Source organism: Centipeda flueggei ATCC 43531, assembly GCF_000160695.1.
Classification (GTDB): domain Bacteria; phylum Bacillota; class Negativicutes; order Selenomonadales; family Selenomonadaceae; genus Centipeda; species Centipeda flueggei.
In genome coordinates, this window is the sequence record NZ_GG694007.1 from 218,911 (window position 1) to 240,086 (window position 21,176).

General features: G+C 51.8%; 19 protein-coding genes and 1 tRNA gene. 5 read left to right on the forward strand and 15 right to left on the reverse strand.

The genetic code is table 11. From position 1 onward, the window contains the following. Positions 1-904, forward strand: a 904-nt coding sequence (locus HMPREF0908_RS06605; protein WP_006690686.1) for a phosphoribosylaminoimidazolecarboxamide formyltransferase, incomplete at its 5' end; no start/stop codon positions are given. A gap of 122 nt (positions 905-1,026) precedes the next feature. On the opposite strand, the gene HMPREF0908_RS10835 is transcribed toward HMPREF0908_RS06605, so the two are convergent. After that, positions 1,027-2,784, reverse strand: a complete 1,758-nt coding sequence (locus tag HMPREF0908_RS10835; RefSeq protein ID WP_169304136.1) for a methyl-accepting chemotaxis protein — start codon at positions 2,782-2,784, stop codon at positions 1,027-1,029. Between the two features lie 220 nt (positions 2,785-3,004). Here HMPREF0908_RS10835 and HMPREF0908_RS06615 point away from each other — a divergent pair, with 220 nt between their 5' ends. From HMPREF0908_RS06615 to HMPREF0908_RS06625, 3 genes are all read left to right on the forward strand, one after another. Continuing rightward, a complete protein-coding gene (locus HMPREF0908_RS06615) occupies positions 3,005-3,637 on the forward strand; it encodes a hypothetical protein (RefSeq protein WP_006690688.1) in 633 nt (210 codons plus the stop codon). Positions 3,638-3,658: 21 nt separating this feature from the next. Beyond that, on the forward strand, positions 3,659-4,090 hold the full coding sequence (locus HMPREF0908_RS06620; RefSeq protein ID WP_006690689.1) for a hypothetical protein: 432 nt from the start codon (positions 3,659-3,661) through the stop codon (positions 4,088-4,090). 46 nt (positions 4,091-4,136) lie between these two features. Beyond that, positions 4,137-4,210: transfer RNA gene (locus HMPREF0908_RS06625), tRNA-Gly, on the forward strand. 181 nt (positions 4,211-4,391) lie between these two features. On the opposite strand, the gene HMPREF0908_RS06630 is transcribed toward HMPREF0908_RS06625, so the two are convergent. The 10 genes from HMPREF0908_RS06630 to HMPREF0908_RS06675 form a co-directional block, all read right to left on the reverse strand. Then, positions 4,392-4,754, reverse strand: coding sequence for a hypothetical protein (locus tag HMPREF0908_RS06630; protein WP_245522926.1), 363 nt, complete (start codon positions 4,752-4,754; stop codon positions 4,392-4,394). A gap of 104 nt (positions 4,755-4,858) precedes the next feature. Continuing rightward, positions 4,859-5,413, reverse strand: a complete 555-nt coding sequence (locus HMPREF0908_RS06635) for a hypothetical protein (RefSeq protein WP_006690691.1) — start codon at positions 5,411-5,413, stop codon at positions 4,859-4,861. Between the two features lie 57 nt (positions 5,414-5,470). Then, positions 5,471-5,890 (reverse strand): hypothetical protein, encoded by a 420-nt coding sequence (locus tag HMPREF0908_RS06640; protein WP_006690692.1) that lies wholly within the window; start codon positions 5,888-5,890, stop codon positions 5,471-5,473. Positions 5,891-5,911: 21 nt separating this feature from the next. Beyond that, positions 5,912-6,109, reverse strand: coding sequence for a hypothetical protein (locus HMPREF0908_RS06645; protein WP_169304137.1), 198 nt, complete (start codon positions 6,107-6,109; stop codon positions 5,912-5,914). A gap of 234 nt (positions 6,110-6,343) precedes the next feature. Further along, complete coding sequence (locus tag HMPREF0908_RS06650; protein ID WP_006690694.1) at positions 6,344-6,862, reverse strand: cysteine hydrolase family protein; 519 nt, start codon at positions 6,860-6,862, stop codon at positions 6,344-6,346. A 69-nt stretch (positions 6,863-6,931) separates the two neighbouring features. Further along, complete coding sequence (locus HMPREF0908_RS06655; RefSeq protein WP_006690695.1) at positions 6,932-7,804, reverse strand: ADP-ribosylglycohydrolase family protein; 873 nt, start codon at positions 7,802-7,804, stop codon at positions 6,932-6,934. A 32-nt stretch (positions 7,805-7,836) separates the two neighbouring features. Further along, positions 7,837-8,025, reverse strand: a complete 189-nt coding sequence (locus HMPREF0908_RS06660) for a restriction endonuclease (protein ID WP_006690696.1) — start codon at positions 8,023-8,025, stop codon at positions 7,837-7,839. A gap of 126 nt (positions 8,026-8,151) precedes the next feature. Further along, positions 8,152-11,319 carry a DEAD/DEAH box helicase gene (locus HMPREF0908_RS06665; RefSeq protein WP_169304138.1) on the reverse strand — a complete coding sequence of 1,056 codons (3,168 nt, stop codon included), beginning with the start codon at positions 11,317-11,319 and terminating at the stop codon, positions 8,152-8,154. A gap of 60 nt (positions 11,320-11,379) precedes the next feature. Next, positions 11,380-12,438 carry a sigma-70 family RNA polymerase sigma factor gene (locus HMPREF0908_RS06670; RefSeq protein WP_006690698.1) on the reverse strand — a complete coding sequence of 353 codons (1,059 nt, stop codon included), beginning with the start codon at positions 12,436-12,438 and terminating at the stop codon, positions 11,380-11,382. Between the two features lie 17 nt (positions 12,439-12,455). Continuing rightward, a complete protein-coding gene (locus HMPREF0908_RS06675; protein ID WP_040572562.1) occupies positions 12,456-14,426 on the reverse strand; it encodes a DEAD/DEAH box helicase in 1,971 nt (656 codons plus the stop codon). Positions 14,427-15,010: 584 nt separating this feature from the next. Between HMPREF0908_RS06675 and HMPREF0908_RS06680 the strand changes: the two genes are divergently transcribed. Further along, complete coding sequence (locus HMPREF0908_RS06680) at positions 15,011-16,192, forward strand: MFS transporter (protein WP_040572563.1); 1,182 nt, start codon at positions 15,011-15,013, stop codon at positions 16,190-16,192. Between the two features lie 305 nt (positions 16,193-16,497). Here HMPREF0908_RS06680 and glpT read toward each other — a convergent pair whose 3' ends face one another. The 4 genes from glpT to HMPREF0908_RS06700 all read right to left on the reverse strand — a co-directional run bounded on the left by glpT (position 16,498) and on the right by HMPREF0908_RS06700 (position 20,920). Next, positions 16,498-17,826, reverse strand: a complete 1,329-nt coding sequence (gene glpT, locus HMPREF0908_RS06685) for a glycerol-3-phosphate transporter (protein ID WP_006690701.1) — start codon at positions 17,824-17,826, stop codon at positions 16,498-16,500. A 178-nt stretch (positions 17,827-18,004) separates the two neighbouring features. Beyond that, positions 18,005-18,643, reverse strand: coding sequence for a response regulator (locus HMPREF0908_RS06690; protein WP_040572564.1), 639 nt, complete (start codon positions 18,641-18,643; stop codon positions 18,005-18,007). Beyond that, positions 18,621-20,018: a HAMP domain-containing sensor histidine kinase gene (locus tag HMPREF0908_RS06695; protein ID WP_006690704.1), complete on the reverse strand. Its 1,398-nt coding sequence runs from the start codon at positions 20,016-20,018 to the stop codon at positions 18,621-18,623. Before HMPREF0908_RS06695 ends, HMPREF0908_RS06690 begins: the two co-directional genes overlap by 23 nt. Further along, entirely contained in the window at positions 20,018-20,920 is a 903-nt protein-coding gene (locus HMPREF0908_RS06700; protein WP_006690705.1) for a substrate-binding domain-containing protein, read from the reverse strand. The genes HMPREF0908_RS06695 and HMPREF0908_RS06700 overlap by 1 nt, the downstream gene beginning before the upstream one ends. Positions 20,921-21,176: the final 256 nt, after the last annotated feature.

Here is a 21,176-nt window from a genome sequence, read left to right on the forward strand (position 1 = left end):
GCGCGCGCTCTCGCCCGTTGCCTGCGCCTATGTGCGGGCGCGCGGCGCGGACCGCATGAGCTCCTACGGCGACTTTGCCGCCGTCTCCGATGTCTGCGACGAGAGTCTTGCAGAGTTCCTGCGCGGCGAGGTCTCCGACGGCATCATCGCGCCGGGCTATACGGAGAAGGCCCTGGAGATTCTGAAGTCCAAGCGCAAGGGCAGCTATCTCGTTCTTCAGATGGATGAAAACTATACGCCGCCCGCCATCGAGCGCAAGGACGTGTACGGCGTCACGTTCGAGCAGCAGCGCAACGATGTGAAGATCACGGAGGACTGTCTCACGGATCGCCCGACGGCGAACAAGGACATCCCCGCTGCCGCCCGCCGCGACCTCCTGCTCGCACTCATCACGCTGAAATACACGCAGTCGAACTCCGTCTGCTACACGATGGACGGACAGGCGATCGGCGTCGGCGCGGGACAGCAGTCGCGCGTCCACTGCACGCGCCTCGCAGGAAACAAGGCGGATATCTGGCAGCTGCGCCATAGCCCGCAGGTGCTCACACTCCCATTCCGTGACGATGTGCGCCGTCCCGACCGCGACAACGCGATCGACGTCTACGTCGCGGGCGACGAGGACGACTACGCCCTGCTCGCGGCGGACTGGCAGCGGCTCTTTACCGAAAAACCCGCGCCCTTTACACGCGAGGAGAAACGCGCCTACCTCCGCACGGTCACGGGTGTCGCGCTCGGCTCGGACGCGTTCTTCCCGTTCGGCGACAACGTGGAGCGTGCTCATCAGAGCGGCGTCTCCTACATCGCGCAGAGCGGCGGCTCGATCCGCGACGACAACGTCATCGCGACCTGCGACAAATACGGTATTGCTATGGCAATGACCCACATCCGCCTCTTCCATCACTGAGGAGGAACACAGCCCTCATCCTATAGGGAGCTTGGCACTGCGAAAAGACAGAGACGGGGCTGCGGTACGAATCGAAACATTCGTACCGCAGCCCCGTTTATGATGGACAAACGCCATGACGATTATACGTCAAAGGCCTCGATCTGTCCATGGATGATGCGCACCGCCTCGGCGAGTTCACGCGCTACATCCGCCATGCCGTTGATGTCACTCGTCTGCTGCTGGATGCTCGCCGCCATTTCCTCGGTGCTCGCGGCACTGTTCTGCGCCCCGTCCGCGAGTGAGGTGACGAGCGGCGTGATCTCTCTGACATTGGCAAAGATGGCCGACATCGATGCCTCTAGTGACGCTGTTGCGCACTCGAGGCGCTCGATGGAGGATGCGATGCTCATGTAGTTGCTGCGCGTCGAGTTGATCGCCTCCGTCTGGACGGCCACTGTGCGCTCCACATTCTGTATCCCCGCAACGGCGTTCTCCGAGTTGTGCGTCAGTTCTGTGATGATTTCCTTGATATCTTTTGTAAAGCTGCTCGACTGATCGGCGAGCTTGCGGATCTCATCGGCAACCACAGCAAATCCGCGCCCCGTCTCTCCGGCACGCGCCGCCTCGATGGCAGCGTTCAGTGCGAGCAAGCGCGTCTGCTCGGCAATGGACTCGATCATCGTACTCGCCTCGCCGATCTTGCCGGCACTCTCGTTGTTTTCATTGACGAGGCGCGTAATTGCCGTGACGTTGGCGTTTGCCTGCTCCGTCTCCTGCAGGAGGTCATGCACCACAGCCGTGCCGTGCTCCTTTTCCTCGGCGACACGCGTGCTCACCTCTTTCAGATCGCGAAGCAGGTCCTCATTTTTCTGGAGAGAGTGCTCGATCGACTGGATGTTGTCACTGATCGTCTGCGTATGCATTGCCTGATCGGTCGAGCCGTTCGCGATGTTTTCGATGGTGCGGCTCAGCTCCTCGCCGGCACTGAGTACATTCTTACTCGACGTGCTGAGTGTCCCCGACATCGTGCTCAGATCGGAAGCACGCTTCCCGAGTGAGGCAACCATCGACTTAATCTGTTCACCGAAGTCATTCATCGTGCCTGCGAGAACGCCCACCTCGTCAGCGCTGCTGGTCTCCACGCGGTGGATCTTTATCTTGCCCGCCTCATTCTTCGAGAATGCACGCACCATATCAACGACAGGACGTGTCACGCTGCCGCTGACCTTGAGTGCCAATACCGCACAGAGGGCAAGTGCAGCCACAATGCAGAGGATGGAGAGTTCCAGTTCCTCATGCGTCGCTGCACGGCTTTCCTCACTGCGCTCCGCAAGATATGCATCGATGTTGTCCACGTAGTTGCCCGTCGAGATCACCCAGTTCCACGGGGCGAACTTCAGCGAGTAGGCACGTTTCGGTGAGAGCTTCCCCGTCCCGACGTCCTCCGGCTTTTCCCACATAAAATTACTGTATCCACTCCCATCGTTCGCCGCGGTGATGAGATTGCGGATGACATAGTTGCCGTCGGGGTCACGGTCGTCTCTGCGGTCCGTGCCCTCCTTGTTTTCCAAAAATGGATGCGCGATCAGCCGGCAGTCTGTGTCGTCAATCCAGAAATATCCGCTGCCGTCTGCTCCATAGCGCAGCTTTTTCACACGGGCAATCGCCTCTGCCTTTGCCTCATCCTCCGTCAGCCGTCCGTCCCGGTACATATCGTAGGCGCTCTGCACCTCACTGCGTGCGAGCTCCGTCGCGACGCCGATCATATTGTCGTAGTCCGTGTACAGCATCGTACGGAATTGCTCCTGCATGTGGCGACCACGCATATCTGCCATGATGAGCAGCAGCGCGATGATGAGCACCGACAGCGCAATCACCGGCGCCATCAGCGCCAGCATGAATTTACTCCGCAAAGATTTCATTTTTACAGCCCTTTCTCTCTCGTGCGTCTCTTATATTAGAAGTTCGCGCGCTGCCGCAAAAATCCTCTTTTTATAAAACTTTTGTTTTCTGTGGAGATTCACACAATATGTCTCCTGCCGGGCACTTCTTTTCTCTTTCCCTTTTCCGCGCGCTATGCTATAATAAAATATCGTTAGAAGATGGCGGAGAACGGTTATGAAAAAATATCAGATGTTCCTCCTGCTGATCCTATCCATCGCCGTGCTCACTGCTGCTGTGACCGCATCCGCGGCACTGCCGCCCGTCTCCGGCGCCCAGCTGATCATAAAGCCCCTGCGCACGGAGCAGGGCAGCGATGTCCGCCGCGCCTACTATCAGGTCGGCGGTACAGAGATCAAGGCAACGCTCGCACAGATGGGTACGCAGCTGCATTTTACCCTGTGGGAGGGCAAGCAGAACGTCTTTCACTTTAGTGCACCGGCATCGCGTCTGGGGCTCGGCTCTGCAGGGGCGTTTATGAGTGACGGGCATTTGTTCTTTTACTGCAGCATCAACACACGTGCCGGCTGGCGTCCGCCGGGTGCTCCGCCCGCCTCGGGGCGCGGCGTTATCGTCGGAAAGTCGCCGGCGGACGGTGCCTGGCGCATCTACGTCGACAGCAGCGACTACTACAATCCGATCCCTGACGATTTTCAAGTCTATATCGGATCCGTGCAGCACAGCGCGGACCATCCGTACATCGCGCTCGCATTCGGCCGCGAGCTCTATACCGACACAGGCAGGCCTGCCGTTCGGTATCGGCTCGCCTATCATGCGGATACGGATCAATTTGCATACGAAGAGGAATAACATACTAGGAGGTGATTGGTCGTGATCAAAGCGGCCAAGGCATTCGAGAAATATATCAAAAAGGAAGACATCACCGGTTTTTCTGTCCGCGAATTGGGCGACGACCGCGACACCACCGTCTTTGAAAGCGAGATTGCGGCAGAGGAGCGGCGCCTGCCCATCGCCGTCATCATCGACAGCACGGCCTATGCGACCATCCGCGTCCGTCTTGCGCAGAACGCCGTCGACGACACGAACGCCATGCTGCTCACGGGCTGGCTCATGCGGCAGAATCAGGACAGCCGCCTCATCAAGTTCTACCTCACCTCCGATACCGCCATCCACGCCGACGTCGTCGTCCCGCACAACCCCGATGCGTTCGACCCCGAGGTCATGACGAGCGTCCTGCGCGTCTTCGTCCGTGACATCACAAAGCTCATGCCCGACCTCGCCATGCTCCTGCCCGAGGAGTGAGGCGCATTTGACAAACAGTTCCAAATCTGCTATTATAGCAACCACTGCGGGCGTAGTTCATCGGTAGAATGAAAGCTTCCCAAGCTTTAGAGGTGGGTTCGACTCCCATCGCCCGCTCCAGAGAAATACAAGAGCCGTCATACTGACGGCTCTTTTTTGCTGTGCGAAATGTACTCACATCCATGATCCCTCATTGGATCTCACATTCCTGCATCACGGTCTATGCCCCCTGAACAGCATAAATCCCCCATTGCTGCGCAGCTATGGGGGGCAGAACAATTTCGATTATGCGGCTTGCAATTTATGACGGGTTGTATTCCTGCGTGGTATTCCCCGTCACAATATAGTTGAGGATGGCGTTTATGATCGGCTTTGCATCGTAGTAAGATGGTCTGGTGCCGAACGTCTCATACTCCCATCCGTTTGCTGTGCGCGTAAAGCGATACGTCAAGACACCTGTATGCTCACGCTCAAAGGTACAGGCAACACCACCTGCATTCCCATCAAACCAGCGCGAGGTCGTATCCGCCATCACGCCAACGCCCTTGCCTTGATAAATGTAGATCGTCGCGGCATCTGCACGCGCCGGCCCACCTGCGATGACAAGTCCGATCAGAAGCGCAAGCATGACTGCGAATACATTCTTCCCGTTGCACATAGACATCACCATCCCTTTCTTACTGCGAAATATAAACGAACAAACCACAGGCCGCAAAAGCGGACACTGCCGCCTCACTCCTGCCCGATGTCCCATCTGCACGGGACAGATCAACTGTCTTCCGCCGTCAGACGCACCGTAATGATCAGGTTCCCTTTTGCATCAGTATCACCATGCATCTCCTGGATAATACGCCGTCCCAGTGCACGCGCCCATACGGTGTCATAGGTTCCATTGCCGACGAGCGGACTCTTCTTTGCCAACACGTTAAACTCATCGTGAGATACACCCATGGCGATCAGCAGCGAGGCAAGAGCACTTCCAACATAGGGAACAGTATTCGGTTTATTTCCGTCTGCCATGATGATGACCTTGGAAACAAAGCCTCTGTCATTGCAGAAAAACGAAACAACCGCGGCCTCTCCTTTTGCCCCGATGGATGAAAGGTACAGATCATAGTCACTGTCTTTGGAAACTCGGCCAATGTGAGTCAGCTCGGTCAAACGATACGGACGGTCAAGTGCCGCAAGGACTGCATTGCCTTCGTTATAAAGTGCATATGCACCCATGTCGCAGATCTGCACGACTCTTGCATCGGCAGAGGATGCAAATAAAACCGCAGAACAAAACACAAACACAGCAGCGATTTTTTGCAGGATTTTCATATTTGCTGACCTCCTTTACGCATACAATGTCCGATGGATGACAGTCCCCCGATGCAGTCAAGGACGAAAGATGGCAATGCGGCAGAACGGCTGATCGTTCGGCAGGCTCATGACGCGAACATAAAAGCCCTCGCCGCTTTGTCCCATCATCGTTCTCAATGGGGTTGTCCAAATATCAACATAGGCCTTTTGCCCGTTGATGACAGGGGCAGCAGCCGTGCGCAGAGCCGGCATGTCCGCCGCGAGCAGCGCACTGACGAACGAGATGAGGATCTCATTTTCAACGAAGGCAGGCCCTGCACCGGTATCATAACTGACCTCGATCAGCAGAGCGTCAATGTTGCCCTCCGCATTGGTACTGAGGTAGATGCCGTTGTTTTTCTGTGGGAATTCCATAAAATACAGCATCCCGCGCTGATAGGCCGCGCTCAGTCCCGCGAAGCGCTGCAGCTTCCTGTCCGTCTCCGAATAAAACATATCGATACGATGCCGCTCATCTTATTGATATTGCTGTAATAATTGACGAGCGAATATGTTGTGCATATAAGCAAAATACTCATACGGCGCGGGATACTTGACGACAACGCCGTCACTGCGGCGCACCTCACCAAAGGCCGCATAGTCAGACAGATCATTGAGCGGCGCACCGGCAAAGGCAGGAACACTCACCATCCCGAAGAAGCATAATGCTGTCATAAAAATGATGGTGCGCAGACCTCCTATCACCACATCTTCCTTATTCGATCTCTATTTTGTATTAAACAAAACATACCGACTATTCACTTTTAATTTATTCGGCATTTCTCTTTTATTTTCCTTCTTTTGATTTTAGGAAATGTGCTCCAGAGTATAAGTAAACAGCGGATCAGGGAATACCGTATCCACGGCACCTCCCGATCCGCTGCTTGGGAATGTATCAACGAAATAAAATCAGCCGCGCACCTCGATTTGGCACGCCCGCATCGCGTTGAGCGCGGTCGTATGACTCTCGGGCGTGACACCCGCACAGCAGGCGGCGTCGACACTGATGCGCTTTTCGGGGTAGAACGCCTTCACGAGGAGGGCGTTCGAGATGACGCAGATATCCGTGCAGAGCCCGACGAACTCGATCGCATCGTAGTCCGCGAGGGCGGCGGGGAGTGCCGTCGCGCCGAACGTGGGCTTTTCGATCACGGCGGCCGCCGCATCGGCGAAGGAGCGGAGTTCCTCCACGATCGCCCAGCCCGCCGTGCCGCGAATGCAGTGCGGAACAGGCAGATGCTCCCCCTCCTGGGTCGCGAGATAGTCCGCGCCGTGCGTATCCATGGTAAAGACGAGTTCCGTCCCCGCCGCACGCGCCGCCGTCAGCTTCTCCACCATGCGCGGCAGCATTGCCTGTGCCTCCGCCGTGCCGAGTGCGCCGCCCACGAAGTCGTTCTGCATATCCACAACGACGATTGCCTTCTTCATTGTATGCCCTCCATTTTCTGATGCTCCCGCCGCTGTCGGCGCGCGGGAGCTTTTCTGTTCTCTCAGCTCTCAGTGCGCTCTCTGCTCCATCCTATAGCGCGCCTCCCATTCATCATAGATGGGACGGAGGCGGTCATCGAGATAGGAGAGTGCCTGCGTGCGGATCGCGCCGGGGATGCCGTAGTACGCCTCAGCGATCGCGCCCGCAATCGCAGCAATGGTGTCACTGTCCCCGCCGAGTGAGATCGCCGTGCGGATGGCATCCTCAAAGGAGCATGACTCGAGGAAACACTCAATCGCCTGCGGCACAGTATGCTGGCAGGTCTCGTTAAAAATATAGTCCTCCCGAATCCCGTCAATGGTAAAGTCGAGCGCGTAGTAGTGCTCCACGATATGGGCGGCGATCTCCTGCTGCGTGCACCCCGTCCGCGCCATATAGACGGCGACGGCAGTCGCCTCCGCGCCCTTGATCCCCTCGGGGTGGTTGTGCGTGACCTCCGTCACCGCCTTGGCGAGGGCGATGGCCTCCTCCATGCTGCGCGCGGCAAATCCCGCGGGACTGACGCGCATCGCCGCACCGTTGCCGAAGCTGTCGTAGGGCGCAGGGTTATCGGTGATAAACATCCACCAGTAGAACCGCCCGCCATAGCCGCAGTCAGGATAGTGCCGCCCGATGCTCCGCATCCAGTGCACCGCATTCGCGCGCAGGCGCGCATAAAACGCCTCCTCCGCCTCTGCCGCATCCGAGAGCCCCGCGACATCCGCTGCAGATGTGTCCGCTGCCTCCCTCTGCGTCTCCATGATCGCCTTCGCCACGGACAGCGTCATAATGCTGTCATCCGTCGCAAAACAGCCCTCCGCAAAAAGCTCAAAGTCCTTGCTGCGGTGATTGTCGAACTCAAACCGCGAGCCGACAATATCGCCAATGATCGCTCCCAGCATCGTATGGCCTCCTTAAAGGAATCACACCCCCCTCACCGCATCACGCGGTTAAGCAGCGTCTGGAAATCATTCACATGCTCATAGATCACGCAGTCGCTGTGCAGCGACGCGAACAGTTTCTTTGCGCAGGCGATCTTTGCCTCCTCGATGGGGCGGAGCTGGAGCGATGAGAGCGTCCCCTTCGTCTCCGCGACGAAGTAGATGTGCCTTTGATCCCCCATCCTGTCAGTTCAGCCACGATGGTGTGCGGCATCACCCCCTCGGGGAATAGATGAAAGATCAGCCACGCAGTTTCTGTATGTTTAGGATATCGCTAAATACGAAGGAGAAGCATGCCTCACTTAGCGTTAATCAAAAACCATATCTGGTTTCTCTTTTTTACACTCCCTTTCAACCTTTTCCGGAATCTTCCCAAGGAAATAGTCCTCAATAATATTCCACATCTCATCATTTGAGAATCCGCCCTCATAAATATAGGTCAGCATCTTCACCGAGATCAGGTGTCTTTCTGCTACCATATCAAGCAGTCTGTTGTGATAGCTATGGGGTGCATTTGTGATGTTAATCAATGCCTGCACCTGGTTTACATAAATATAAAGCTGACTGTTAGCTCCGCCGAGCATTTCAAAAGTCAAACAATCCAAAGCTTCAAGTATGCCAAGTATTACACTGTATTCTTTCGTCCGATTTTTTGTATCGTTGATGAGATATAACTTTCCAGCCGTCGTTTCCCGGTCAATGTTATCAAACCCTTTTTCTACCCACGAGAAATATGAATTTACAGCAACATTGAACTGATAGGAACTACCATCAGAGGTTGTTCTCTCCCTCGCAATCGGTGTCTGCGTCTTTGCAAAATTTTTACGGTAAGAGTCCATAGAGGCTATAAGAGTTTCGCTTATCGTCCTTGCCTTGTACTCACTAAAATGGCACTTCTTTTTTATTTCATCAGCAATCTTTTTCATCGATGTAAACTCATTGGATTGTACCTTCTTAAATATGAACTTCTGAATCGCCCTCCATACATTCTTAAATGTACTTACATAGTCATTGTCGAATATCACATCAACACATAACGCAGGCGTCATAGGGTAATCATTTACAAAATCCAACTCCTCGCCCTTTTTTGAGTACAACAAAAACTTAAACTTTGGAAAGGATAATGTTTTGTAGCCCTTATCCCATATAGAACCTAGTCTAACCCGACATATATGTCTTTTGGACTCGATCTCCTCTAGCACATCATTACGATACTTTTTGCGTATTTTATCCTGTATTTTAGGATCAATCTCAAAAAAGCCTACCGAGAACATAGGAATCGGTCTTACCGTCACGGGAGAAAATCCGATTTTCGACTCGAAGTCTTTCTGTATAAGCAAAAGAGCAGTCTTTACCTTATTAATATTTTCATCTTCATCACTGATGGGAGACCTGAAAATATATGAAAAACTCTCGGCATCCAGAAGCATAGTATTCCTCTTTTTTGTCATATCTTGACGATTACTCTGTCTATGCTTCTGATAAAGCTCATTTATCTTTTCTACAACCTTAACCAACTGATAATCCTGGATAGCAGACAAGCCGTGCAGCATGTTTATGTATTTGAAGTCTCTCCGGTTGTAATTGTAATAAGCTTCCCCTCTTAAATCCTCCCGTCTCGCTCCACGTCCAATTTCCTGGACATAGTCGCATACATTACCCGTCGGTGCAAAATGAACAACTAATTCTATGTCATTAATATCTATTCCCATACCGAATGCTTTAGTTGCGAGCATTACCAGCTTTTTCTTTTCGTAAAAATTCTCGTAGTTCTCCTGCTTTTTATCTTTCGTCATAGAACCATGATATACGGCAATGTGCTCGACCTCATGCTTGTTTCGTAAAAACTCATAACATCTATCAATGAGTGCTACCGTCGGGAAATAGATAAGCGTTTTCTTATTTGTGAGTATCGCCCGTTTTAAGACAGACTCGATCTGCTCAAACTTATCTAACTCATACTCTGCACGCTCTCCCTTAGCTTTCTTTTTCTGATCTATGACAATATCAATATCCCCTCGTTTAACATAGCCAAGATAAGTGATTGGATTCAGCATATGGAGACTATTTATCGTCTCTGTGTACATATCCTCAGGACCGCGATAAATTGCTGTAGCTGTAAACGTAGCAACAACAAACGATCGTTGTTTGTTCTCAATCTGCTTCTTTCGTAACTTTTTAATATGATCGCCTAGATACCAATAATCTGGTCTGAACTGCTTGCCCCATGTGGTGACAATATGCGCCTCATCGATAACAATCATCCCTATTGTGCGATCTCCAATAAGCTGCTCCACATCACTTCTACTGAGGAGTGTTTCCGGAGAGATGTATAATATGTGATACTGACTGTCTGCCACCTTATCAATGATATCCTGCTTAATAATCGGCGAAATATCAGAATTTATGGTCTTTGCATGCCTATAACTTCTCATTTCAAGGTTCTTCACTTGGTCGTTCATAAGACCGATCAGTGGGGATATTACTATAGTCAACAAATTAAATTTTTCTGCAAGATATATTGCCGGAACCTGAAACATTACCGACTTCCCAGCCCCAGTAGGTGCGGTAACAAATACATCTCTAAAATCCTTATCTTCATCACAGTTTTCAACCTGTTCTACAAGATTAGATATAATGCACTCCTGAGATACATTGATAACAGACTTTTCTCCTTGTTCAATTTTAACCATATCATATACGGGCAAAGTTCGATATGAATCATAGCCCCAATACTTCCTTAAAATATCTCCATACTCATCTCGATGGTCAAATTCATCTGTTACAGTTTGCGATTGAATATAGAATATCTCGGTATAATCCTTCCAGTAATATGCTAAAAGGGCAATATGATCCTTAAGCCGATTCATATTTCCCGTATAGTTAGATATTCTGATATACAGCTCATCAGGCTCCGAAAACACTCTTTTCACCAAATCAATATAATCACTCTCCTCGATTAAGTCCATTTCCAACGATGCATTATCCGGCGCTGATGTTATATCAAATTTCTTTTGATCAAAAACATTTTTATGAACTACTTTATTACTCTTCAAAGACGAAGGTTCATTGTAGGCCCCGAGAAGATAGCCATTATATTCTTTGATTCCATCAAATATTGCAATATATTCATCAATATCTCCAATATAAGTTTCATCATCTTCATCGACTTTGGATTCTCCAAAGTGCGCAAGTAAACTGTTTTTTACATCATCTGTAAAGCAGTTCTCTACTGGATACAAATCCATATAAAGATTATTCTTCAAGATAATAATCTCTTTATATTGTGCGATAGCAAAATCTGATATTAAGAGAAATTCTTCGTATGACAAGAACTTTCTTTTGCCGTAGATAGACATAAAGTAGCCCATCTTATCACTCACTACATCAGATAAAACAATTTTGTCTACCTCTGGATCAACAGCAGAAACAGGAATCCCCTTCAGAACGACAACAGATTTATCGTCAATATTCAATGTACTCATCTTATCTTTTATTTGGTTAATAATTATTGACCCGCTCATCTCTAATCTCCTTTACTCTAGGAAACTTTTTATATTATGCAATCTCGATGGATGGCGTAACTTCCTTAACGCTTTTGATTCTATCTGTCGAATACGCTCCCTCGTAACATTAAACAGCTTTCCCACTTCTTCTAATGTCCACTGTCGGTTATCCTCAAGACCGAATCTAAGTTTAATAACCTTTTTTTCTTTTTCTGTAAGAGTATTCAGAACATCATCCAACATTCTCCGTAATTCCTTATTCTCAATCATCTCCTCAATTGAAATGGCACCATCATCTGAAAGGAATTCTCCCAGTTCAACAGTTTCATCTTCCCCTACCGTTACATTTAAGGAGGAATAAGTAAGCACATATTCCTTCAACATCATGCATTCTCTTACCCGTTCCTCTTTATAACCAGTTTCATCCATTACTTTTACGATGCGTTCCTCTCGATTCAGTTCACTAAACATGTTCTCTACACCTGCAACCTTGATTATCTGCTCCATCATATGAACAGGTATTCTAATCACAAATCCATGATCCATTATTTCCCTTGTAATTGCCTGTTTTATCCACCATACTGCATACGTACTAAAAGAATACCCCATGCTGATGTCGAATTTTTTTGCCGCCGTTATAAGCCCTATAAAGCCAGCCTGTTCAATATCATCAAAATCAAGCCTATGTCGGTATCGCTTTTCATATCCCAAAGCATACTTATCTACAAGCTTTTTGTTTTTCACACACAAATCCTGCTCCGCTTGCAAATTCCCCTGTTGGATCATCGCGCATAAGATTTCATTTGATTGCTTTACAACCTCATTGACAACAACAGGTTTTGGATTTTGGGCCTTAAATCCCGTATCTTTAAAGAGTCCATCGTCATAAAGAACTTCAAACTTATCATCAGCATCCTCATCCTGCTCGTCAGCGTCTATAAGATCAATGCCGTTATTGTATAAAATATCTACTACAGCATATTTTTCTTTTAGAGAAAGTATCTCATATATATAATCAAACTCTTCATAGGTAATAAAACCGTCCTTAACATACGGTCGAGCCATGTCGATAATAAGCTGCTCATTCATTCAATCATCCCGTCTGATTACATCCAGGAGACATAGTCTCTGCATTCGTTAGCTATTTCTTTCAATAATTTTCCTGTCGATGATTCTTTATCCTTTATCGTAATGACGAGAGTGTCAATTGCTCTTGTGAAAGGTATCATCGCCCAATTATATATATACTTTCTTTTCTTTTCCTCGGGGCTCTCTAATAACAGCGAGTCAACCTCACCCTCAATATACTCTGCCAACTTTTCTTCAAGAAAAACATCAAAATCCATGCATACAACGGTCCATCCCTCGAGTCCTCGTGCCGAATCATACTGAAGTACTCTTACCTCATCGCTTGCCGTGCTATAGTTTCCTCTATTGCTGCTGTTTGTTCCATCCCAAAAAAATATATTGTGTCGCTCAAATTCCCTAATTAAAGCAAACTGCGACTCACCATTGCTCCTTTTTACGAGTGAATGAGGCGCAAAATAAAGCATGTCGTATGCAATGTTACCACACCTAATCAAAGAATCCATTTCCCTCTTGTGCACATCAAAGAGCATATTATCTGAAATGATAATGATTTTTCCACCAGGCATCTTGCCATTTGATATGATTTTCTCACTAGGCATATCAACGTGCTGCGTATATTCATTTAAAAAAGACACGATGTTTTCTTTTTGTCGCAGACAATACTTTAGCTTGATATTGTTCCGATCCCTTACCGTAGCCCAATCACACATTTGCCCTCTTCTGACAAATTGGTTTCCTCCATCGGCGATGATCGTTTTCCCCTTTTCAAAGAGTTTCAGGACAACATCTCTTTCACTCGCCTTCCAATCCTGTGCTTCATCTATTAGTACATAATCCCAGTCAAGCGTCTGATCCGCTGCCATAGATTCCTTGGCTAGACCAATAGCATCATCATCTGACAGGAACACATTCATCTCCCTCAATATAGAATCATACTTTTCTAAAAACTCATCCCCGAGCATACGTCCATCATAAAGCAAGTTATTCGCAAGCTGAAAGAAAAACGACTGCATCGTATTGATAGTGACGCAGTTTTCCTCAAACATATCTGGGAGTTCCGCCAGTGCAAACAATCGTCTTATGTCTGAAACCAAAGCTCTATTATATGTCAGGATAAGCACTCGCACTTGTTCTTCATCCACCAGCTTGATTGCTGTTTGTATAAGTCTTACCGTTTTTCCGGTACCTGCTCTTCCTCTATAAATCGACAGCTTCCCTTTAGAATCAATCAGTAATCTACCAGAGAGCGACTGAGTCGTTAGCCTTTCTATTCGACGCCTTGTAAGCTCCCCCATCTGCTCCTTTGATCTTGAAAACAGCATCAATGCCCTATGGAAATCCGCCACATTGCGAGATTCATAGTTCGAATCAAAAACATAACCAGACCGTGTCCTGAATGGCGGCTTCTGAAGAAACAATAATCGAATCAACGTCTTGAAGTCAAAATCTGCCCCTAAAACATTCGATGGAAGCTTTCCTCTCCCGTTGGTGAGCAGTCTATTAATATCATTTGATGTAGCCTGTGTAAACCAGATAAGGTTTGTAACAAACGGAGAAAATGATAACGCACTTTCAAAAAATGCTTTTGCTGAAATTTTCTGCTTGTTTGACTGGTTTGTTACACAATGCAATTTGTTTCCATATTTAACATAAAAATCCGTTCCTTGTAATACGATACCAGAAATGTCATGACGTTTAATTTCGATTGCAGTACAAAAACTATGCACATCTACTTTTTCGCGTATTCTTTTCTGTTCTTCTTTTTCAACAACAAATTCTCCATCCACATAATAATTAGTTAAATTGCCAAGCAAAAAAAGATCAATATCCTTGACGGTTTGCCCGTAAAGCGTAGCACTGGCAAAAAGAACTATCTCCCCCATTGCGGAGGCTGGCATCCCATCCTGGATTATTTTTTTCAATTTCAGAGCGCCTATATATTCATCGGACTCCTTATCCGATCCATATACTGATACTTTTACAGCCATCATTCATCCTCGTAACTGAAAAACTACAATCTCAACGAAATATGATCGCGTAGGAAGCGGCGTATCCGCCATTCTCTTACACGATTGTGCCGACCATTCGGTACATAGTGGCCTCAATAGTTGATGGGCCGACAACACTACAGCTAAATCATAAAAGCGAAGATGATTCGCCTATCTTCTCTCATATCCACCTCGATTGACTCCGTGTCACTCTACCGGTTTTCTGATCAATTCAATTAAGAAATCGCTGATAAAATGAGATATGCCAGATTGGCGTAGATTTTTCCGATTGAGGCAGCAAACCGGACGCATAGCAGAGGCTCTGTGGAGGATTTGCTAACGATAAGTGGGCAAAAAAGATGCGTCAAGATGGTCGTGCCGAATTTATCAGTGCTTCCTATATTTAAATTATATCATCATTATAACACAGGTAAAATACGCGCGCCATTATCACAATTTTACAGTTTTATACAGATCGCGGAAAATCCGCAAAAAAGGGCGTTTCCCCCCTTGCATTTTTTTTATTTTTCTCTACAATGTGGATACTGTCACACAAGGAAAACACAGATAGGGAGGGATGCACTATGACGATGCTGTCGCGCCAGTACATGATGCTGTTTGGAATCACGATTACGGCCTTTATCTTCAACACGTCGGAGTTTATGCCGATCGCGCTGCTCATCGATATCTCCGAGTCGTTCTCCATGACGGAGGCGGCGACGGGGCAGATGATCACGATCTACGCGTGGGTGGTGGCCCTGCTGTCGCTGCCGCTGATGCTGCTGACCTGCCGGATGGAGCTGAAGAAGTTGCTGCTCCTGATGGTGGCGCTCTTCGGTATCGGGCAGATGATCTCAGGGATCGCGACAAGCTATGATATGCTGCTCGTGGCGCGTATTGTCGTCGCCTGCGCGCACTCGATTTTCTGGTCGATCGCCGCGCCGCTCGCAACGCGTCTCGTGACGCGCGAGCATCAGCCGACGGCACTCGGTATGATCGTGACGGGCAGCTCGGTCGCGACGATTGTCGGGCTCCCGCTCGGCCGCGTGATCGGTCTCGCCGCAGGGTGGCGCATGACGTTCCTCCTGCTCGCCGTGGTCGCCGCTGCCGCGTTCGTCTATCTCGCGATTCTCCTGCCGCAGCGCACGCCGGGGGCGGGGGTCAGTGTCCGCGAGCTGCCGTCGCTCGTGCGTCAGCCTGCGCTCGCGTGCATCTACGTCATGACGGCGCTCTTTGCGACGGCGTATTTCACGATGTACAGCTACATCGAGCCGTTCCTGCACACGGTCGCGTCGTTCTCGCCCGATCTCATTACGGCGGCACTCATGCTGCTCGGGGTGAGCGGCATCATCGCGAGCCTGGTGTTCTCGCGCATGTACGGCAGGTGCCGTTTCTCCCTGCTGCGCTGGTGCCTGGTCGGGGTCGCCGTCATGCTCTTTCTCTGGCAGGCGGCATCCATATCCGTCGGCACGATGATCGTACTCACGATGGTGCTCGGCGTGCTCGCAACGCTCTACAATACGATGTTCCAGGCGGAGGTGCTCACCTCGGTCCCGCGCGACGCATCGACGGTCGCGACGGCGATCTACTCGGGGATCTTCAACCTCGGCATCGGCAGCGGAACGTACATCGGCGGGCTGGCAGCGGGGGCTGACCACATCGCCCACATCGGCTACATCGGCGCGGCCATCGCACTCGTCGCCGCCCTGCTCTGCCGGAAGGTCTACCTGCCAGCGGTAAATGTGCATCACAGGAATCTGCGGTGATCTGAGGAAGCACTGATAAAGCATACATAAGGGACATGACGCAGCAGCTTGAGCGACGCGGTAGCCTTTTTTCCCCATCACCTTATTCATGGAAATGTAATCTCTTATCACTGAGCAGCCTCTCGACAAGTCAGTCACTCTCATCGCTGCCGCTGCACCGGCAGCAGCTTCCCTGACAGGACAAAAATCTGCGCCAATCTGACCAACTTCATTTTATCAGCGATTCCTAAATACACACAAAATCCCGCCGCATTCGGAGCATTCCGAACGCGGCGGGATTTTTATGTGGGAATGTAACGATTCCTTTATTCTGTTCTTTTCTTCCCGCCCATGGTCATAAACAGGAAGAAGATCGAGAGGACACAGGAAGCGAGGAGGCTGATGAAGCCGCCCGTCCAGCCGAAGTGGTCAACGACGAAACCCATGTAGACGCCCGCGAACGCGGAGCCGACGATGTAGCCCATGAGGCCCGTAAGGCCGGTCGCGCCGCCCGTTGCGACACGCGGCACCATGTCCGCCGCCTGCAGTCCGATCATCATGACCGGCCCGTAGATGAGGAAGCCAATGGCAATCAGTGCGAGGTTGTCCACGAGGACATTGCCGGGCGGGTTGAACCAGTAGACAAGGATCGCGACGATGACGAACGTCATAAAGATCATCGTTGCGGGCGCACGCCGTCCGCGGAATACGCGGTCACTGAGGTAGCCGCTCACGAGCATGCCCGGGATGCCCGCCCACTCATAGAGGAAGTATGCCCAGCGCGAGCTCTCTTTGGAGAAGCCCTTGACCGCCGCGAGATACGTCGGCGCCCAATCGACGACGCCGTAACGGATAAAATAGACGAAGATATTCGCGATCGCCAGATACCAGAGCAGCTTGTTCTTGATGATGTACTTCATCAGAACTTCCTTTGCCGTCATCTGCTTTTCCATGACGGCACCGTGCTCCTTCGGGTAGTCGTGCTTGTACTCCTCGATCGGCGGCAGACCGCAGGACTGCGGCGTGTCGCGCAGGAGGAAGAAAGTGATGAAGGCAAGGACGATGGAGATCAGCGCAGGGAAGAAGAAGATACTGTTCCATGTGCCAAAGAGTGCAATGCCTGCCGTCGCCAGCGGTGCGATCAACCCGCCGCCGAGGTTATGCGAGACGTTCCACCACGACCACCACGCGCCGCGCTCGGTCTGGGAGAACCACGTCACCATGGACTTTGCATACGGCGGGTAGCCCATCCCCTGGAACCATCCGTTCATGAAGCTCAGGGCGCACATGATCGGAATGCTCGTCATAACCCCCGGCACGACGCCGAACGCGAGCGTCACGAGCGCACTGAGCAGGAGGCCCAGCGTGGCAAAATACTTTGGATTCGAGCGATCCGAGATGTTGCCCATGACGAACTTGCTCACGCCGTATGCAACCGAAAGCATGGTCAGGACGATACCAAGATCCGCCTTGGAGTAGCCGTAGTCCTGAATCATGTAGGGCATCGCGAGACTGAAGTTCTTGCGAATCAGATAGAAGGTCGCATACCCGATGAACGTCCCGAGAAAGACCTGCCGTCGGAGTGACTTGTACCGCTCGTCAATCTGGTCGGCGGGCAGCCGCTCAATGTGCGGTGCCGGTGAAAAAATTGACATATGAATTCATCTCCTTTGTGAAATTTTATGCTGTCTGCAGTATAGCGAATGCAGCATTGCCCGACCATCGGCAAAGTTCTGTTTTTCCCTCGGATTTCTCCCCATTTTTCCATCAGAAATACAGAACCCCACATCAGAAAAAATCTGATGTGGGGTTCTTTTGATATGTCTCGGCTCGCTACTGCAAAAGCCCATTCCGCAGGGCGAGCGTGACAAGCTCGCTGCGCCGACTGCAGTGGAGTTTCTCGTAGATATGTTTCTTATGTGTGTCCACTGTCTTGACACTGAGATGCAGCTGCTCGGCAATCTCCGTGATCGTATACCCGTGGATCAGCTCGTCAAAGACCTCTCGCTCCCGCGCCGTGAGCACGCTGCGCGGATCATCCGCCGCCTCCTCTGCGGGACGGAACATGATATCCATGAGTGACTGCTGCGCGTTCGGACTGAGGTAACGCCGCCCCTGCGAAAGTACCTGCAGCGCATCGAACAGCTCGTTATCCGCCGAGGTCTTGGGCAGATAGCCCATCGCCCCGTACTGCATCGCCTTGTAGATATACTCCTCATCCTCGTGCATGCTCAGCACGAGAATCTTCACCGCAGGATAGTGCGCGCGGATCTCGCGGATGCAGGCGAGCCCGCCCATCCCCGGCATCGAGATGTCCATGATCACGAGGTCGATCGGCTGCTGTGCCAGCAGCCGCAGTGCCTCCTCGCCGCTCTCCGCCTCCGCCGTCACCGTATAGGCGGACGTGTTTTTGAGCAGCAGCTTGATCCCCGCGCGGATCAGCAAATGGTCATCCACAATCATCAGATTCATCCGTCAGCCCCCTTCCGCGCAGCTCAATGCGATAGACCGTCGTCCACTCCGGCAGCTCTGCAGAGAGCTCCATCCGCCCCGCGAGCAGGCGCACGCGCTCCGCGATCCCATAGATCCCCAGATGCTTCTCCCGCCGTGCCGCACGGATGCGCTCCTGTGTGATCCCGATGCCGTTGTCCTTGACATAGAGCACGATGCGCGCACCTGCGGTCAGCCGGATCAGTGCCCGCGTCGCGTGGGAATGCCGCACGATGTTCGTCAGGCACTCCTGCACAATCCGATAGACTGCCACACTCTCCACGTCACCGGGTACCGTCTCGACCGCGCAGACGAGCTCGATGCCCACCGCGTGCTTGCGCCGATAGTCCGCGACCAGCTTCTCAAGTGCCGCCTCGATCCCCAGCTCATCCAGTGCCGGCGGGCGCAGCTCCACTGCGAGACTGCGCAGCCGCGCGAGCGTATCCGCCGTCTCGTCACGAATCGCAAGCAGTGCCTTCTGCATATTTTCATCATCCGTCTCGTTCGCGAGCGCACGCAGGGAAAAGAGCAGTGCCGTCAGCGTCTGCCCGCTCTCGTCGTGCAGCTCCATTGCAATCCGCTTGCGCTCCTCCTCCTGCGCCGTGATGATGTGCCGCAGGAGACGACTGCGCTCCTGCGCACCCTCGCGCAGATGCCGCTCCATATCGTTCATCGCATTCGCCAGACGCCCGATCTCATCCGTCGCGGGAAACGTGATCGCACGCCCCGAGAAATGCCCCTTGGAGATATGCTCCGCACGTTCCATCAGATGATGAAGCGGACGCGTCAGGATCTCCGACAGGCGAAAGATCAGCACCGCCGCGAGGAGCAGGATGACCAGCGTTATTCCGAGCATTTTCAGTACATTGGAGACCAACAGCTCCCGCAGCGCATCCTCGCTCACACCGACGCGAACCGCGCCGAGCGCACCGCCCTCGATGGGCCAGCGGATGTCCTGGATCTTCCCGAGGCTCGTGTCCACGCGCAGCACCTCCGGCTCTGCGCCGCCCGCCCCGTGCAGCTCGCGCAGATGCAGCGGCATTCCCTTCGTAAAGGTATGTGCCATCACACGTCCGTCCGTGTCCAGCAGAAAGATATACGATACAAAGTCATTGTTGCGCTTCTCTGTGTGGATCAGCTCCTCGAGCGCAAAGAGATTGCCCGTCTGCAACGCGTCGCTGCTGAGCTCCGCCACCTCTGCCGCCACACTCAGCCCGCGCCGCTCCAGTGACGCACGCATGATGTCAGACAGCGTGACGAGCATGAGCGCACCCGAGAGAATGGCGAAGAGCAGCACAATCCCCATCACGATCACCGTCAGCTTGCCCGCAATGCGGAGCTTTGCAAAATACTGCATCAGATCCCCTCTTCCGGCGAGAACCGCGGATAGAGTTCCGGCTGCGGCGGCACGAAACGGTCGATGAGCAGCTGCTCCATCGCCTCCTTTGCCTCCGGATCTCTGTCCAGATGCAGCAGGATCTCCTGCACCGCATCCGCCTCCCTCAGATCGCGCCGCGCCACCACAGGCCCCATCCCGCTCCCCGGCAGCACCTGTACGATCCGCACCTGCTCCAGCATCGCGGGCGCATACTCCTGATAGTAGTCATACGTCAGGCTCGCAATCACGCCGCCATCCACCAGGCTGTCCGCCACCGCACACAGCGAGTCGTCGTGGCTGTAGGTAAAGTAAGAGGAGCGAAAGAACCGCTCGGGATCCTCGCCCATTTTCCGCAGATGTGCACGCAGCTCAAGATAGCCCGAGTAGCTCATCGGGTCCACATAGACGAACCGCCGCCCGCGCAGCTCCGTGAGCGAGGTAACGCTGCTCGCACGCGGGACAATCACATACGAGAAATAGTAGTTCGTTCCGCCACGCTCCGGCATCGCCAAGAGACGCACATCCTCCTTTTTCCCATACACCATATACGCACCGCTCGACAGGAACGCCACATCCGCATCCCCCTTCGCCAGCAGCTGATTGATCTCGGCGTAGCTGCGACGGTGCAGGAGCAGCACCGGCCGCCCGAGCAGCCGCCCGAGACTGCGCACCATTTGGCTCTGATACCCCTCCGTGCGCGCGTGGTTCAGCACAGAGATCATCGCCACCCGCAGCGGCGTCTCGCGCATCTCCATCTTGTACCCCGGGATCGGCTCCACCTGCTCGAAGTCGATCAGCGCCCGCTGCTCGGCGCGGAGGGAGAAGAATACACCGACCAACAAAGCAAGCACCAGTCCCGCAAAAATGTATCGCCGCTGCATGATGCACCTCCTTTGCCGCGTACAGTCTGAGAAACACTCTCTTTGCTTTTCTCCTATTATAGCATATTCCGCAGCAAGAGAAAAAACCTGCCCCACAGAGGGACAGGCATGTTGCATATACACATCACGTCATCATGCGGTTGAGCAGCATCTGGTGAAAAAGGTGATATAGATTTCCAAAAAGGGAGAAAATACATCATTCGATTTTCTCGTGAATTGCAAGAGCAAGTTAAGGAATGTTTCAATAGCGTATACT

What these genes read in the sequence shown, in the direction of transcription:
- HMPREF0908_RS10835 (WP_169304136.1), bottom strand. Translation starts at nt 2,784, where the DNA reads ATGCTGGCGCTGATGGCGCCGGTGATTGCGCTGTCGGTGCTCATCATC.
- HMPREF0908_RS06615 (WP_006690688.1), top strand. Translation starts at nt 3,005, where the DNA reads ATGAAAAAATATCAGATGTTCCTCCTGCTGATCCTATCCATCGCCGTG.
- HMPREF0908_RS06630 (WP_245522926.1), bottom strand. Translation starts at nt 4,754, where the DNA reads ATGTCTATGTGCAACGGGAAGAATGTATTCGCAGTCATGCTTGCGCTT.
- HMPREF0908_RS06635 (WP_006690691.1), bottom strand. Translation starts at nt 5,413, where the DNA reads ATGAAAATCCTGCAAAAAATCGCTGCTGTGTTTGTGTTTTGTTCTGCG.
- HMPREF0908_RS06640 (WP_006690692.1), bottom strand. Translation starts at nt 5,890, where the DNA reads ATGTTTTATTCGGAGACGGACAGGAAGCTGCAGCGCTTCGCGGGACTG.
- HMPREF0908_RS06645 (WP_169304137.1), bottom strand. Translation starts at nt 6,109, where the DNA reads ATGACAGCATTATGCTTCTTCGGGATGGTGAGTGTTCCTGCCTTTGCC.
- HMPREF0908_RS06650 (WP_006690694.1), bottom strand. Translation starts at nt 6,862, where the DNA reads ATGAAGAAGGCAATCGTCGTTGTGGATATGCAGAACGACTTCGTGGGC.
- HMPREF0908_RS06655 (WP_006690695.1), bottom strand. Translation starts at nt 7,804, where the DNA reads ATGCTGGGAGCGATCATTGGCGATATTGTCGGCTCGCGGTTTGAGTTC.
- HMPREF0908_RS06660 (WP_006690696.1), bottom strand. Translation starts at nt 8,025, where the DNA reads ATGGGGGATCAAAGGCACATCTACTTCGTCGCGGAGACGAAGGGGACG.
- HMPREF0908_RS06670 (WP_006690698.1), bottom strand. Translation starts at nt 12,438, where the DNA reads ATGAATGAGCAGCTTATTATCGACATGGCTCGACCGTATGTTAAGGAC.
- HMPREF0908_RS06675 (WP_040572562.1), bottom strand. Translation starts at nt 14,426, where the DNA reads ATGGCTGTAAAAGTATCAGTATATGGATCGGATAAGGAGTCCGATGAA.
- HMPREF0908_RS06680 (WP_040572563.1), top strand. Translation starts at nt 15,011, where the DNA reads ATGACGATGCTGTCGCGCCAGTACATGATGCTGTTTGGAATCACGATT.
- glpT (WP_006690701.1), bottom strand. Translation starts at nt 17,826, where the DNA reads ATGTCAATTTTTTCACCGGCACCGCACATTGAGCGGCTGCCCGCCGAC.
- HMPREF0908_RS06690 (WP_040572564.1), bottom strand. Translation starts at nt 18,643, where the DNA reads ATGAATCTGATGATTGTGGATGACCATTTGCTGATCCGCGCGGGGATC.
- HMPREF0908_RS06695 (WP_006690704.1), bottom strand. Translation starts at nt 20,018, where the DNA reads ATGCAGTATTTTGCAAAGCTCCGCATTGCGGGCAAGCTGACGGTGATC.
- HMPREF0908_RS06700 (WP_006690705.1), bottom strand. Translation starts at nt 20,920, where the DNA reads ATGCAGCGGCGATACATTTTTGCGGGACTGGTGCTTGCTTTGTTGGTC.